Source organism: Kribbella sp. NPDC023855, assembly GCF_040639475.1.
GTDB lineage: Bacteria > Actinomycetota > Actinomycetes > Propionibacteriales > Kribbellaceae > Kribbella.
In genome coordinates, this window is sequence record NZ_JBFAAA010000014.1 from 94630 (window position 1) to 108710 (window position 14081).

Below are 14081 nucleotides of genomic sequence, written 5' to 3' on the forward strand. Positions count from 1 at the left end.
GCCGTGCCGACGATGGAGGAGGACAAAGATGTCCAACGCCGTACTGCTGATCGGAACCAAGAAGGGTCTCTGGATCGGCCGCAGCGATGCCGAGCGCCGGGAATGGACGCTCGACGGCCCGCAGTTCGAGATGCAGGGGGTCTACTCCGTCGGCATCGACACCCGCGGCGACCGGCCGCGCCTGTTCGCCGGCGGCACCAGCGAGCACTGGGGTCCGGCGGTCTTCCACTCCGACGACCTCGGCAAGACGTGGGACGAGCCACCAGAGGGCTCGATCGGGTTCCCGGCCGACGCCGACGCGTCGCTCGAACGTGTCTGGCAGATCCAGCCGGGGCCGGCCGACCAGCCCGGAGTCGTGTACGCCGGTGCGCAGCCGTCCTCCCTGTGGAAGTCGACCGACGGGGGAGTCCGGTTCGAGCTGGTCCGCGCGCTCTGGGATCACCCGCACCGCAAGGACTGGGGTGCCGGCTTCGGCGGCCAGGCGATCCACACTGTGCTTCCGCATCCCACCGATCCACAACGCATGAGCGTGGCGATGTCGACCGGCGGGGTCTACCAGACCGCGGACGGCGGTGAGTCGTGGAAACCGGCGAACAACGGGATCAAGGCGTACTTCATGCCCGATCCGGATCCCGAGTTCGGTCAGTGCGTCCACAAGCTGGCGGCGCATCCCGACGTACCGGAGCGGCTTTTCGCGCAGAACCACCATGGGGTTTACCGCTCCGACGACGGCGGTGCGATCTGGAAGTCGATCGCGGACGGCCTGCCCTCGGACTTCGGCTTCCCGATCGTGGTGCACCCGCACGAGCCGGAGACGGTCTACGTCTTCCCGCTGATCGCCGACGGCAACCGGATCCCCACCGACGCGAAGTGCCGGGTCTACCGCTCCCGCGATGCCGGCTCGACCTGGGAAGCGCTGACAACCGGCCTGCCCGACGTCCCGTCGTACGCGCCCGTACTGCGAGACGCGCTGTGCGTGGACCAGGCGGCCCCGGCCGGCGTGTACGTCGGGACCCGGGACGGCTGCGTCTACGCGAGCGCCGATGCCGGTGACACCTGGGCCGAGGTGGCGCGCCATCTTCCCGACGTACTGACTGTGCGCGCCGCGGTGGTGGACTGATGTCTGTGCACGTGAAGCTTCCGACGGTGTTGAGGCCGTTCGCCGGGGGAGCGGAGCGGGTGGAGATCGACGTACCGGACGAGCCGACCGTCGGTGCGGTGTTCGCCGCGTTGGAAGCGGAGCATCCGGCATTGCGCCGGCGGCTGACCGACGACCAGGGTGGGTTGCGCCGGCACGTCAACGTCTTCCTCGGCAACGACAACATCCGCGACCTCAACGCCCTCGACACCAAGCTGTCCGACGGCGACGAACTCCTCATCCTCCCCAGCGTCGCGGGAGGTTGACATCGCAATTACCAAGATGTGCCGCCTGTGGTAATTCGTTGACTGCAAAAGGTACTGGACAGGGGGTCGGGAGTCTTGCCGGGCGGGCGCTCTTACAGTGAGCGGTATGCCGAACACGCCTGATATCAAGCCGCGGAGCCGCACAGTCACGGACGGCCTGGAGGCGACTGCCTCGCGGGGTATGTTGCGCGCCGTCGGGATGGGTGACGACGACTGGGTCAAGCCGCAGATCGGGGTCGCCTCGAGCTGGAACGAGATCACGCCGTGCAACCTGTCGCTGGACCGCCTTGCGAAGGCGGTCAAGGACGGCGTGCACGCGGCCGGCGGGTATCCGCTGGAGTTCGGCACGATCAGCGTGTCGGACGGCATCTCGATGGGCCACGTCGGCATGCACTACTCGCTGGTCAGCCGCGAGATCATCGCCGACTCGGTCGAGACGGTGATGGAGGCCGAGCGGCTCGACGGCTCGGTCCTGCTGGCCGGCTGCGACAAGTCGCTGCCGGGCATGCTGATGGCCGCCGCCCGCCTGGATCTCGCCAGCGTCTTCCTGTACGCCGGTTCGATCATGCCGGGCAAGCTGGGTGACAAGGAAGTCACCATCATCGATGCGTTCGAGGCGGTCGGTGCCTGTGTCCGCGGCCTGATCACGCGCGACGAGGTCGACGCCGTCGAGCGGGCGATCTGTCCCGGTGAGGGTGCGTGCGGTGGCATGTACACCGCGAACACGATGGCGTCCGCGGCCGAGGCGCTCGGGATGTCGCTGCCCGGTTCGGCGGCTCCGCCCGCGGTGGACAGAAGAAGAGACGGCTTTGCCCGCCGGTCCGGTGAGGCGGTCGTCAACCTGCTGAGGCAAGGGATCACGGCGCGCCAGATCCTCACCAAGGAGGCGTTCGAGAACGCGATCGCCGTGGTGATGGCGCTCGGTGGCTCGACCAATGCCGTACTGCACCTGCTGGCGATCGCCCGCGAGGCCGAGGTCGACCTGACCCTCGACGACTTCAACCGGGTCGGCGACAAGGTCCCGCACCTGGGCGACCTGAAGCCGTTCGGCCGGTACGTGATGACCGATGTCGACCGGGTCGGCGGCATCCCGGTCGTGATGCGGGCGCTGCTCGATGCCGGTCTGCTGCACGGCGACTGCCTGACGGTGACCGGCAAGACGATGGCCGAGAACCTCGCCGACATCGCCCCGCCGGACGTCGACGGAACGATCATCCGCGCGCTGGACAAGCCGATCCACGGCACCGGCGGGATCACCATCCTGCACGGCTCGCTGGCCCCCGAGGGCGCGGTCGTGAAGAGCGCCGGCTTCGACTCGGACGTCTTCGAAGGTACTGCGCGGGTGTTCGACGGCGAGCGCGGTGCGATGGACGCCATTGGTTCGCTCAAGGCCGGCGACGTCGTCGTGATCCGCTATGAAGGTCCGAAGGGTGGCCCGGGGATGCGCGAGATGCTCGCCGTCACCGGCGCGATCAAGGGTGCTGGACTCGGCAAGGACGTGCTGTTGCTGACGGACGGACGCTTCTCCGGCGGTACGACGGGCCTGTGTGTCGGCCACGTCGCGCCCGAGGCCGTCGACGGCGGACCGATCGCGTTCGTCCGCGACGGCGACCGGATCACCCTGGACGTCAAGAACCGGACCCTCGAGCTGCACGTCGAGCCCGAGGAGCTTGAGCGTCGCAGTGAAGGCTGGATCCCCAAGGAGCCCGCGATCACCAAGGGCGTGCTCGGCAAGTACCGCCGCCTCGTCACCTCCGCCTCCCAGGGAGCCGTCTGCATCTAGAGGTTCCCGCCAAACCGTCGTGGGCGCCTACGGCCCGCCGCAAGGTGCCCGTCCGTCGCCCCGATCGGCAGGTCTTAGACTGAGGCTGTACGTAAGACAGTGATCTCGGATGTCGAGATGGAACTGGACCGGGCTTGACCGGGTCGAGGGGAGTCGGCAATGGTGACTGCATGCGATCGATTCTTCTCGTACTTGTGCGGCGCGCCGACTGACGCGACCCCCGAGTCGAGCGCGCCCCCTCAGCCCACCCGGCGGAGGGGGCGTTTTCTTTTGTGTAGCAGTGACGATCTCCCAGCAGTGACGACCGAGGGAAGGCACCATGAGTGAGCAGCTGACCGGAGCACAGGCTCTGATCCGCGCACTGGAACATGCCGGAGTGGACACCGTCTTCGGCATTCCGGGCGGCGCGATCCTTCCGGCGTACGACCCGATGCTCGACTCGACCCAGATCCGCCACATCCTGGTACGTCACGAGCAGGGCGCCGGCCACGCCGCCCAGGGCTACGCCTCGGCGACCGGCAAGACCGGCGTCTGCATGGCGACCTCCGGCCCGGGCGCGACCAACCTGGTGACACCGATCGCCGACGCGTACATGGACTCGGTGCCGATGGTCGCGATCACCGGTCAGGTGGCCAGTGCCGCGATCGGGACGGACGCCTTCCAGGAGGCCGACATCCGCGGCATCACGATGCCGATCACCAAGCACAACTTCCTGGTCAACGACCCCAACGACATCGCCAGCACGATCGCCGAGGCCTTCCACATCGCCTCCACCGGTCGCCCCGGCCCGGTGCTGGTCGACGTGACCAAGGACGCGATGCAGGCCAAGGTCGACTTCCGCTGGCCGACCGAGCTCTCGCTGCCCGGCTACCGCCCGGTGACCCGCCCGCACCCCAAGCAGGTGCGGGAGGCGGCCCGGATGATCGCCGCCGCGGAAAAGCCCGTCCTGTACGTCGGCGGCGGCGTGATCCGGGCGAAGGCGTACGCCGAGCTGAAGCAGCTCGCCGAGCAGCACGGCATCCCGGTGGTCACCACCCTGATGGCGCGCGGCGCGTTGCCCGACTCGCACGAACTGCACTTCGGCATGCCGGGCATGCACGGCTCGGTCTCGGCCGTCGGCGCGCTGCAGCGGTCCGACCTGCTGATCTGCCTGGGCGCACGGTTCGACGACCGGGTGACCGGCAAGCTGGACTCGTTCGCCCCTGAGGCGAAGGTGATCCACGCGGACATCGACCCGGCCGAGATCGGCAAGAACCGGCACGCCGACGTGCCGATCGTGGGTGACTGCAAAGAGGTCATCGTCGACCTGATCGCCGCGCTGAACAGCGAGATCGCGAGCAGCGGCCGGACCCCGGACTACTCCGCCTGGCGCGGCCTGCTCGACTCGGTCAAGGCGAAATACCCGGTCGGGTACGACGAACCGGAGGACGGCAGCCTCTCCCCGCAGTACGTGATCCAGCGGATCGGCCAGATCGCCGGACCGGACGCGATCTACACCAGCGGCGTCGGCCAGCACCAGATGTGGGCGGCGCACTACCTGCCGTTCGAGAAGCCGCTGCACTGGCTGAACTCCGGCGGCCTCGGCACGATGGGGTACTCCGTGCCCGCGGCGATGGGGGCGAAGGTCGCGCGGCCCGACAAGACCGTCTGGGCGATCGACGGTGACGGCTGCTTCCAGATGACGAACCAGGAACTGGTCACCTGCGCGCTGGAGGGCATCCCGATCAAGGTCGCGGTGATCAACAACCAGTCGCTGGGCATGGTCCGGCAGTGGCAGACCCTGTTCTACGACAAGCGGTACTCCAACACCGACCTGCACTCGGCCCGGATCCCCGACTTCGCCAAGCTGGCCGAGGCGATGGGCGGCGTCGGGCTGCGCTGCTCGGACAAGGAGTCGGTCGACGCCACCATCGACAAGGCGATGTCGGTCACCGACCAGCCGGTGGTGGTCGACTTCGTCGTGCACCGCGACGCGATGGTCTGGCCGATGGTTGCCGCCGGCACCAGTAACGACGACATCCAGATCGCCCGCGACATGGCGCCGAAGTGGGACGGGGAGGAGCTGTAATGTCGAAACACACCCTGAGCATCCTGGTCGAGAACAAGCACGGTGTGCTGGCTCGCGTCGCCGCGCTCATCTCGCGCCGCGGCTTCAACATCGACTCACTCGCTGTGGGCCCGACCGAGCACCCCGAGGTGTCCCGGATGACGATCGCGGTCAGCGTGGACGAGCAGCCGCTGGAACAGATCACCAAGCAGCTGAACAAGCTGGTGAACGTGATCAAGATCGTCGAGCTCGAGCCGACCGCCACCGTGCAGCGCGAACTGCTGCTGGTGAAGGTCAAGGCGGACACCCTGAGCAGGGGGCAGGTGCTGGAGACCGTCCAGCTGTTCCGTGCGAAAGTGGTGGACGTCGCTCCGGACGCGATCACCATCGAGGCCACCGGCAATCCCGAGAAGCTCGAAGCCATGCTCCGGGTGCTGGAACCCTTCGGCGTCCGCGAGCTGGTCCAGTCCGGCATGGTCGCGATCGGCCGGGGCAGCCGCTCCATCTCCGACCGCACCCTGCGCCCGGTCCCGGTCCCGCCGCCGCACGTGGCCTCCGGAGCACCGGCCCTGCAGGCCCGCCCCGCCGGTACTGCGGGCGCAGCCGCGAACAACTCAGCGTCCCACCCGGTGCCGGCGCCGCCGCCGGGCCACCGTCCCGCCCCGGCCCGCCAGGCCTGACCCCCTATCTCAAAACAGCAAAACCAAGGAGACGAGCTCCAAGTGGCAGCAGAAATGTTCTACGACGACAACGCCGACCTGTCGGTGATCCAGGGCCGCAACGTGGCCGTGCTCGGCTTCGGCAGCCAGGGCCACGCCCATGCGCTGTCCCTGCGCGACTCCGGCGTCGACGTCCGCGTCGGCCTGCCGGAGGGTTCCAAGAGCCGGGCCAAGGCCGAGGCGCAGGGCCTGCGGGTGCTCACCCCGTTCGAGGCGTGCGAGGAGGCCGACGTCATCGTCGTGCTCGCCCCGGACCCGGCGCAGCGCTCCCTGTACAAGGAGGCCATCGAGCCGAACCTGGTGGACGGCGACGCGCTCGTCTTCGGTCACGGCTTCAACATCCGGTTCGGCTACATCAAGCCGCCGGCCGGTGTGGACGTCTTCATGGTCGCCCCGAAGGGCCCCGGTCACCTGGTCCGCCGTGAGTTCAGCGAGGGCCGCGGCGTTCCCGTGCTCGTCGCGGTCGAGCAGGACGCCTCCGGCAAGGCCTGGGACCTCGCGCTGTCCTACGCCAAGGGCATCGGCGGCCTGCGGGCCGGCGGGATCAAGACCACCTTCACCGAGGAGACCGAGACCGACCTGTTCGGTGAGCAGGCCGTGCTCTGCGGTGGTGTCTCCGCGCTGATCCAGTCCGGGTTCGAGGTGCTCACCGAGGCCGGCTACCAGCCCGAGGTCGCGTACTTCGAGTGCCTGCACGAGCTCAAGCTGATCGTCGACCTGATCTACGAAGGCGGCATCGCCAAGCAGCGCTGGTCGGTCTCCGACACCGCGGAGTACGGCGACTACGTGTCCGGCCCGCGGGTCATCGACGCGTCGGTGAAGCAGCGGATGGTCGACGTACTGGCCGACATCAAGGACGGCACCTTCGCGGCGCGCTTCATCGCCGACCAGGACGCCGGCGCGCCCGAGTTCGCCGAGTTCCGCAAGAAGAGCGAGGAGCACCCGATCGAGGCCGTCGGCAAGGAGCTCCGCGGTCTGATGGCGTGGGTCAAGTCGCACGACGACGACTACGTCGAGGGCACCTCCGCCCGCTGACCGTAGTACCGGCTGTCCAGCCGCTCGCAGCAAAGAAGACGTCCGGGTCGCCTCGTGGTGGCCCGGACGTCGGCTTTGTGTTTGAGACAATCGGAACGGACAGTCCGAGGCAGGTGAGCAGGGGGTAGTCGATGGTGGACAGCGGCAGGAGTGAGCTGCCGAGGCCGCCCCGACGCGTCCCGCCCGGACTGCCTTCGCAGTTGACCTCGATCGAGGCCCCGCGACGGCCTGCCGCTGCCACGACGGCCGAGCCGCCGTTGCCGCCGAAGTTCCGGCTGCGGTTCGTGCTGCCGCTGGTCGTGTTCGCGCTCGTTCTGGGCGCGGGCGCCGGATGGCTGGTGCGTCAGAACAGCCTGACCCTCGACACCGCGGAGGTGCTCGAGAAGGCCGGCCCCAGCATCGTCAAGGTGCTTGCGACGACTTGCGAGGGCACTGGCATCGCCAGCGGCGTACTGCTCGACGACGGGCTGGTGCTGACCGCGTCCTCCTCGATCAAGCAGCCGATGTCCGTCGCGCTGGTGACCAACACCGGTGAGGTACGCCCGGCCAATGTGCTCGGCAGCAGCGCGGACGGCGTCGCCGTACTGCGGATGGTCGGTCAACTGCCCGGGAAGGCTCAGCTCGCCCCGAAGGATCCGCCGGCTGCTGCCGAGCGGGCGGTCGTGGCCTTCATCGCCAACGGGTTGCAGACGATCCAGTTGCTCGGCCCCGCGGAGGAGCCGAAGCCGCTTCGGACGCTGCTGAACGCGACGAAGCTCGGCGCTCCGGCCCTGGACAACAAGGGCCGCGTGGTGGGCCTGATCACCGGCGACACGGTGCCCACCGCCAAGATCGTCCCGCTCGAGAAACTCCGTCAGTACGCCGGTCCCGGGCAGGTAGGCCTCACCCCGGAGCCGGGCGGCAAGTGCCCACGCTCGCGGGGCCCGCAGCTCGCGATCGTCCCCGAGCTGGCGGTGGCCAACACGCCGCTGGCGGGCGAGGTCCAGAAGTTGCTGGGCGACTACCTGACCGCGACGAACAAGCACGACTTCGCGGCGGTCCAGCAGTTCTACTCGAAGGGGCTGGCCCGCCACCTCACCGAGAAGCGGGACCGCGACAACCACCAGACGTCGTACCTGTTCGGGGCCCGGATCATCGAGGTGACCCAGCCCGGCGCCGAGGTGAACGCCCGGATGACGTACACCGCGCTGTTCTCGCCGAACAGTCCGGGGGCCCAGGGCCAGACCTGCCACCGGCTCGACAAGCGGTACCGGATGGTCCGCGAGAACGGCCGGCTGGTGATCGACTCGGCGCCCGCCGTCCAGCCGCTGCGTGCCTGCGACTGAGATGAGACCCAGCGGGCGGCCGGATCCGCGACCAGGTAACATCGTCACCAGCGGGCACAGCGCTGTGCTCTGACTTTTCGAGCACCCAACCGCTTCCGCAGGAGATGTCTCCATGACAGTCGCAGCCCGACCCGTCGTCCTGATCGCCGAAGAACTCTCCCCGGCTACCGTCGAGGCCCTCGGCCCCGACTTCGAGATCCGGCACGCCAACGGCGCCGACCGCGCCGAGCTGATCCCGGCCATCGCCGACGTCGACGCCATCCTGATCCGCAGCGCCACCAAGGTGGACGCCGAGGCGCTGGCCGCCGCCAAGAAGCTGAAGGTCGTCGCCCGCGCCGGGGTCGGCCTGGACAACGTCGACGTCAAGGCCGCCACCCAGGCCGGCGTGATGGTGGTCAACGCGCCGACCTCCAACATCGTCAGCGCCGCCGAGCTTGCCGTCGCGCTGCTGCTGGCCGCGGCCCGCCGGGTGCCGGCCGCCGACCAGTCGCTGAAGAACGGCGAGTGGAAGCGCTCGAAGTACTCCGGTGTCGAGCTGTACGAGAAGACCGTCGGCATCGTCGGCCTGGGCAAGATCGGCGTCCTGGTCGCCCAGCGGCTGGCCGCCTTCGGCATGAACGTGATCGCCTACGACCCGTACGTGCAGGCCGGCCGCGCCGCCCAGATGGGCGTCCGGCTCGCGTCGCTGGACGAGCTGCTGGCCGCGTCCGACTTCATCTCCGTGCACCTGCCGAAGACGCCGGAGACGATCGGCCTGATCGGTGACGAGCAGCTGCACAAGGTCAAGCCCGAGGTCATCATCGTCAACGCGGCCCGTGGTGGCATCGTCGACGAGCAGGCGCTGTACTCCGCGCTGAAGGAAGGCCGGGTCGCCGCGGCCGGGCTGGACGTGTTCGCCAAGGAGCCGTGCACCGACTCGCCGTTGTTCGAGTTCGAGAACGTGGTCGCCACGCCGCACCTGGGCGCGTCCACCGACGAGGCGCAGGAGAAGGCCGGTATCGCGGTCGCCAAGTCCGTCCGGCTCGCGCTGTCCGGCGAACTCGTGCCCGACGCGGTCAACGTCCAGGGCGGCGTGATCGCCGAGGACGTCCGGCCCGGCATCTCGCTGACCGAGAAGCTCGGCCGCATCTTCACCGCCCTCGCCGGTGGAGTCGCCCAGCAGCTCGACGTCGAGGTCCGCGGCGAGATCACGCAGTACGACGTGAAGGTGCTTGAGCTGGCCGCGCTGAAGGGTGTGTTCGCCGACGTCGTCGAGGACAACGTCTCCTACGTGAACGCCCCGCTGCTCGCGGCCGAGCGCGGCCTCGAGGTCCGCCTCCTCACCGACCACGACAGCCCGGAACACCGCAACCTGATCACCCTCCGCGGCACGCTGGCCGACGGTGGCCAGGTGTCCGTGTCCGGCACGCTGGTCGGCGTCAAGCAGTCCGAGCGGCTGGTCGAGATCGACGGCTTCGACCTCGAGGTCGAGCTCGCGGCGCACCTGGCGTTCCTCAGCTACGAGGACCGGCCGGGCATCGTCGGCGCCGTTGGCCGGATCCTTGGTGAGTCCGACATCAACATCGCCGGTATGCAGGTCAGCCGCGACCGCAAGGGCGGCAAGGCCCTGGTCGCCTTGAGCGTCGACTCCACCATCCCGACCACGGTCCTCGACGACATCGCCACCGCAGTACAGGCCGACACCGCCCGCGCGGTCGACCTCGAGGTCTGAAGCCTTTCGATGCACCCCGGGACTGGCTGATGACCCCGGGGTGAAGGCACACTGGAACGGATCCTTCTCCCACGAGAACTGATCGCAGAATCCGGCCTGCCGCCCGCAGGCGCATGGCGGCCGGCCAGGGCCCGAGCCCTCCCACCCGGGAGCGCGCTCGGGCCCACCTGCATTTCCGGGGTACTGCGCGGCTACTGCTGGATGGGGACGCCTACCGGGAATTGGGTTGTGGAGTTGTTGGTGATTGGGGGAGCGAAGTGGGGGACTGCCACCTTGCAGGTGGTGGTGTTGTCTGGGGTGATGGTGCAGGTGAGGAGGTCCAGGGGGGCGGATTCTTCGGGGCGGAAGCCTGCGGCGTAGAAGGTGTTGGTGCCTTGCCATTGGGTGGGGACTATCAGTTGGTAGTCGGGGATGGTCACGGTTGCGGTGTGGCCGGTTTGCAGGTTGGCCAGGCGGACGACGTCTGCTTTGTCGGTGAGCAGGTAGCGGGCCTGGGGGGAGAGGTTTCCTCGCCAGCCGGCGATGTGTTGGACGGCCGGTGCGTTGACGTCCGGGCCGATGGCCAGCTCGGTGTCCTTGCCGGCCGCGGTGTGCTCCCACACGATCTGTCCGGCGTCGGCGGCCTGGACGAAGGTCGGGGCTGCCTTGGGTTTGATCAGTTCGCTCTTGCCGGTCGCGATGGTCCAGCGGCGCAGGCCGTCCGAGGCGCCGAAGTACGCCACGCCGTCGTCGATCGCGGCGACCCGGACCGGTACGTCGGCGGTCGCGGCGCCGGCCTTGTTGCCGGTTGCCGTGCGGGCCACCTCGCGGTCGCCGGCCAGGTCATACAGGACGAACTCGGGGACCTTCGGCGTCGCGTCGACCCAGCCGACGAGCGCCCGGTCCGGATCCACGGCGAGCAGATGAGTGTTGTTGCCCTTGCCAATCAGTTGGGTGCCTCGTCCAACCACCCGGTAGACGGAACCGTCGGCACCCGCGTAGGCGAACCCCACATCGGTCTGGACGAACGAGCTGATCGCGGACCGGACGCGCAGTACCTCGGATCCGAAGTGGATCTCGTTGCCGTCGGCCCATGACGGCCGGCGTTCCTTGAAACCCAGCTCGGCGCTGACCACCGGTGCCTCCGAGCCGCCGCCCAACTGCTGCACCACTGTCACGCCGCCGGCGACCATGGCAGCGCCCGCGGCAACCGCGGTGATCAGCACCGCCAGACGCCGGCGCTTGATCCGTCGGTTGCCGATCGCAACGATCGCGTCCAGGTCGAGGTTCGGGTCGCCGATGGCTTCGGCTTCCTCGGCGAAGGTCTCCTTGAGCAGGCCGGTCATGCCGTCACCACGCTTTCCACGATCAGGAGCGCGTCAGGACCGAGGCCCGCGCGCAGTTTCTTCAGGGCACGGGAGGCTTGGCTCTTCACCGTGCCTTCGGTGCAGCCGAGCACGCGTGCGGTCTCGGCCTGCGTCAGGTCCTCGTAGTACCGCAGCACCAGTACTGCGCGTTGCTGCGGCGGCAGCTTGCCGAGCTCGGCCCACAGCCAGATCCGCGCGGTCACTTCGCCGGACCCGTCGTCGGACCGCGTCGCCAGGCTGGCCGGCAGCGTGTCGTGGGGGCGTTCGCGCCACGACCTGCGCCGGTACCAGCTGATCGCCGTGTTCGTCATCACCCGGCGGGTGTAGGCCTCGGCGTTGGCCGAGTCGCGCAGCTTGTTCCAGCGCACGTACGTCCTGGTCAGGGACTCCTGTAACAGGTCCTCGGCGAGTCCCCGCTCGCCGACCAGCAGATAGGCATACCTGAACAAGGCTCGCTGTCTGCTGACCGTGAACTCCTCGAATTCACGCCCGATGGCCATCTGAGTCCTTTCCGCCCGGCGCCCCTCGCGCCGTTCTGCCTCCCTGACGCTTCGGGGTCGCCGAAGTGTTGGCAGGGCGGTGCGGACAGTTTCAGCGCCGGGTGGCGAGCAGGACCGCGGCGTCGGTGGCGACCATGATCTCGACGGTGGTGAAGCGCTTGTCCTGGAGCCATTCCTGGCGCAGGGTGTCGACGCGGCCCTCGTACATCGGCGGCCAGACGGCGGACGGAGTGAAGTCGTCCAGTACGACGAACCCGCCGGGCTCGACCGCCTCGGCGATCACGTCGCGGGCCGAGAGCTTGGCCTCGCGCGCGTCGACGAACAGCAGCGAGAACGGGCCGCGTTCGATCAGGGCCGTCCAGTCCGCCGACAGGACCTCGATCCGGCCGTCGTCGGCGAAGAGTTCCTTGACCACCTGGGCCAGCTGGGGGTCGCTCTCGGCGGTGACGATCTTGGTCTCGTCGGTCGCGCCGTGGCGCAGCCAGGCCGAGCCGACGCCGCAACCGGTGCCGACCTCGCCGAGGGTTCCGGTCCGTGACGCCGCCAAGGTGGCGAGCAGCCGGCCGGTCTCGTTGCGGGTCGCGCTGACGAATCCGCGCCGGCCGGACAGGCTGAGGGCCGCGGAAACCAGCGGTGGCAGTTCTGGGGGAGCACTCACCGCCTGAGAGTTGCACAGCATTGGCTCAGCCGTGTCACTGACATCTCACATCGCGGGACAGAGTGCCCGCATTGTGGCGAGATAGTCGGACGTCAGAGTATCTTCGGACCCATCATGCAGTTCGTGGTACGCCTTATTCGCTGCCGCGCCGGGGTCCGCTAAGGCCGACCTCCCCGGCGCGGGTTTCGGCGTACCTCCCGCCCGGTAGTGCCAGTCGTCGGCCGTTTGTGACAAGCACCAGACCAAACGGGAGACAGCATGTACGACATGTATCCGGCCAACTGGCAGGTTGTCGACGGACGCGAGCGCAAAGCCGCCCGCCGTCGCCGCCCCGCGCCACGCCGGACCGAGAACCAGCCAGTCCAAGAGGCCATGAACCGCCGCGACAACGGGGGAGAACCCAAGAAGTGAGCAGCAACAAGTCTTTCAAGCTGGCTGTTGTCGGTGGCGACGGGATCGGTCCCGAGGTCACCGTCGAGGCGCTCAAGGTGCTCGACGCGGTCAGCGCGAACTTCGGCGTCACGTTCGAGCGCACGGAGTACGACCTGGGCGCGAAGCGCTGGCACGCCACCGGCGACACGCTGCCGGACGCCGAGCTGGAGAGCATCCGCGGCCACGACGCGATCCTGCTCGGTGCGATCGGCGACCCGACGGTTCCGTCCGGCGTACTGGAGCGGAACCTGCTGCTGAAGCTGCGGTTCACCCTGGACCACTACGTCAACCTGCGGCCGTCGAAGATCTACCCGTCCGTCGGCTCCCCGCTGGCGAACCCGGGTGAGGTCGACTTCGTCGTCGTCCGCGAGGGCACCGAGGGTCCGTACACGGGCAACGGCGGCGCCCTCCGCGTCGGTACGCCGGCCGAGATCGCCACCGAGGTCTCCGTCAACACCGCGTACGGCGTGGAGCGGGTGGTCCGGGACGCGTTCGCCCGGGCCCAGGCGCGGCCGCGCAAGAAGCTGACGCTGGTGCACAAGACCAACGTGCTCGTGTACGCCGGTCACCTGTGGAAGCGGACCGTGGACGCGGTCGCGACCGAGTTCCCGGACGTGACGGTCGACTACCTGCACGTGGACGCGGCGACCATCTTCCTGGTCACCGACCCGGCCCGGTTCGACGTGATCGTCACCGACAACCTGTTCGGCGACATCATCACCGACCTGGCCGCGGCGATCAGCGGCGGCATCGGGCTGGCCGCGAGCGCCAACATCAACCCGGACAAGACCGCGCCGAGCATGTTCGAGCCCGTGCACGGTTCGGCTCCGGACATCGCCGGCCAGCAGAAGGCGGACCCGACGGCAGCGATCCTGTCCACCGCCCTGCTGTGCGACCACCTCGGCCTGACCGAGGCGGCGGCCGCGATCGAGGCCGCCGTGACGGCCGACATCGAGGAGCGCACCGGCGCCCCGCGGACCACCGCCGAGATCGGTGACGCGATCGCGAAGCGCGCGGCCGGCTGAGCTGATGGACTCGTACGACGCCCGCCCGGCCGGCGCCACCCGGCGCCGGAGCCGCGGCGAGCGGCTTCGGCACGCTCGCCTGACCACTTCGTCAAG

General features: G+C 68.9%; 12 protein-coding genes and 1 pseudogene. 10 read left to right on the forward strand and 3 right to left on the reverse strand.

The genetic code is table 11. The annotated features are described in order from the left end of the window. The first annotated feature begins 28 nt into the window (after positions 1-28). The 8 genes and pseudogenes from AB0F51_RS34180 (at position 29) to serA (ending at position 10024) form a co-directional block, all read left to right on the forward strand. A complete protein-coding gene (locus tag AB0F51_RS34180) occupies positions 29-1120 on the forward strand; it encodes an exo-alpha-sialidase (protein ID WP_360286743.1) in 1092 nt (363 codons plus the stop codon). After that, positions 1120-1404 (forward strand): ubiquitin-like small modifier protein 1, encoded by a 285-nt coding sequence (locus AB0F51_RS34185; RefSeq protein WP_360286745.1) that lies wholly within the window; start codon positions 1120-1122, stop codon positions 1402-1404. Before AB0F51_RS34180 ends, AB0F51_RS34185 begins: the two co-directional genes overlap by 1 nt. Before the next feature lie 106 nt (positions 1405-1510). Further along, the gene (gene ilvD, locus AB0F51_RS34190) at positions 1511-3187 is read left to right on the forward strand and encodes a dihydroxy-acid dehydratase (RefSeq protein WP_360286748.1); all 1677 of its coding nucleotides are present in this window, start codon (positions 1511-1513) and stop codon (positions 3185-3187) included. Positions 3188-3506: 319 nt separating this feature from the next. Next, on the forward strand, positions 3507-5255 hold the full coding sequence (locus tag AB0F51_RS34195; RefSeq protein ID WP_360286750.1) for an acetolactate synthase large subunit: 1749 nt from the start codon (positions 3507-3509) through the stop codon (positions 5253-5255). Beyond that, positions 5255-5758: pseudogene (ilvN, locus tag AB0F51_RS34200) on the forward strand (acetolactate synthase small subunit); the annotation flags it as partial. The gene AB0F51_RS34195 and the pseudogene ilvN, both read left to right, overlap by 1 nt. Before the next feature lie 162 nt (positions 5759-5920). Next, positions 5921-6988, forward strand: coding sequence for a ketol-acid reductoisomerase (ilvC, locus tag AB0F51_RS34205; RefSeq protein ID WP_360287030.1), 1068 nt, complete (start codon positions 5921-5923; stop codon positions 6986-6988). Between the two features lie 200 nt (positions 6989-7188). Further along, the gene (locus AB0F51_RS34210; protein WP_360286752.1) at positions 7189-8313 is read left to right on the forward strand and encodes a trypsin-like peptidase domain-containing protein; all 1125 of its coding nucleotides are present in this window, start codon (positions 7189-7191) and stop codon (positions 8311-8313) included. A 112-nt stretch (positions 8314-8425) separates the two neighbouring features. Beyond that, on the forward strand, positions 8426-10024 hold the full coding sequence (gene serA / locus AB0F51_RS34215; RefSeq protein ID WP_360286755.1) for a phosphoglycerate dehydrogenase: 1599 nt from the start codon (positions 8426-8428) through the stop codon (positions 10022-10024). Between the two features lie 191 nt (positions 10025-10215). Here the strand turns inward: serA and AB0F51_RS34220 are convergent, their stop codons facing one another. The 3 genes from AB0F51_RS34220 to AB0F51_RS34230 all read right to left on the reverse strand — a co-directional run bounded on the left by AB0F51_RS34220 (position 10216) and on the right by AB0F51_RS34230 (position 12528). Continuing rightward, positions 10216-11349: a hypothetical protein gene (locus tag AB0F51_RS34220; protein ID WP_360286758.1), complete on the reverse strand. Its 1134-nt coding sequence runs from the start codon at positions 11347-11349 to the stop codon at positions 10216-10218. Then, positions 11346-11870: a SigE family RNA polymerase sigma factor gene (locus AB0F51_RS34225; protein ID WP_360286760.1), complete on the reverse strand. Its 525-nt coding sequence runs from the start codon at positions 11868-11870 to the stop codon at positions 11346-11348. The genes AB0F51_RS34220 and AB0F51_RS34225 overlap by 4 nt, the downstream gene beginning before the upstream one ends. Positions 11871-11961: 91 nt before the next feature. After that, positions 11962-12528, reverse strand: coding sequence for a class I SAM-dependent methyltransferase (locus tag AB0F51_RS34230; RefSeq protein WP_360286763.1), 567 nt, complete (start codon positions 12526-12528; stop codon positions 11962-11964). Positions 12529-12786: 258 nt separating this feature from the next. Between AB0F51_RS34230 and AB0F51_RS34235 the strand changes: the two genes are divergently transcribed. After that, the gene (locus AB0F51_RS34235) at positions 12787-12939 is read left to right on the forward strand and encodes a hypothetical protein (protein ID WP_360286765.1); all 153 of its coding nucleotides are present in this window, start codon (positions 12787-12789) and stop codon (positions 12937-12939) included. Then, positions 12936-13985: a 3-isopropylmalate dehydrogenase gene (locus tag AB0F51_RS34240; RefSeq protein ID WP_360286768.1), complete on the forward strand. Its 1050-nt coding sequence runs from the start codon at positions 12936-12938 to the stop codon at positions 13983-13985. The genes AB0F51_RS34235 and AB0F51_RS34240 overlap by 4 nt, the downstream gene beginning before the upstream one ends. Positions 13986-14081 lie beyond the last annotated feature (96 nt).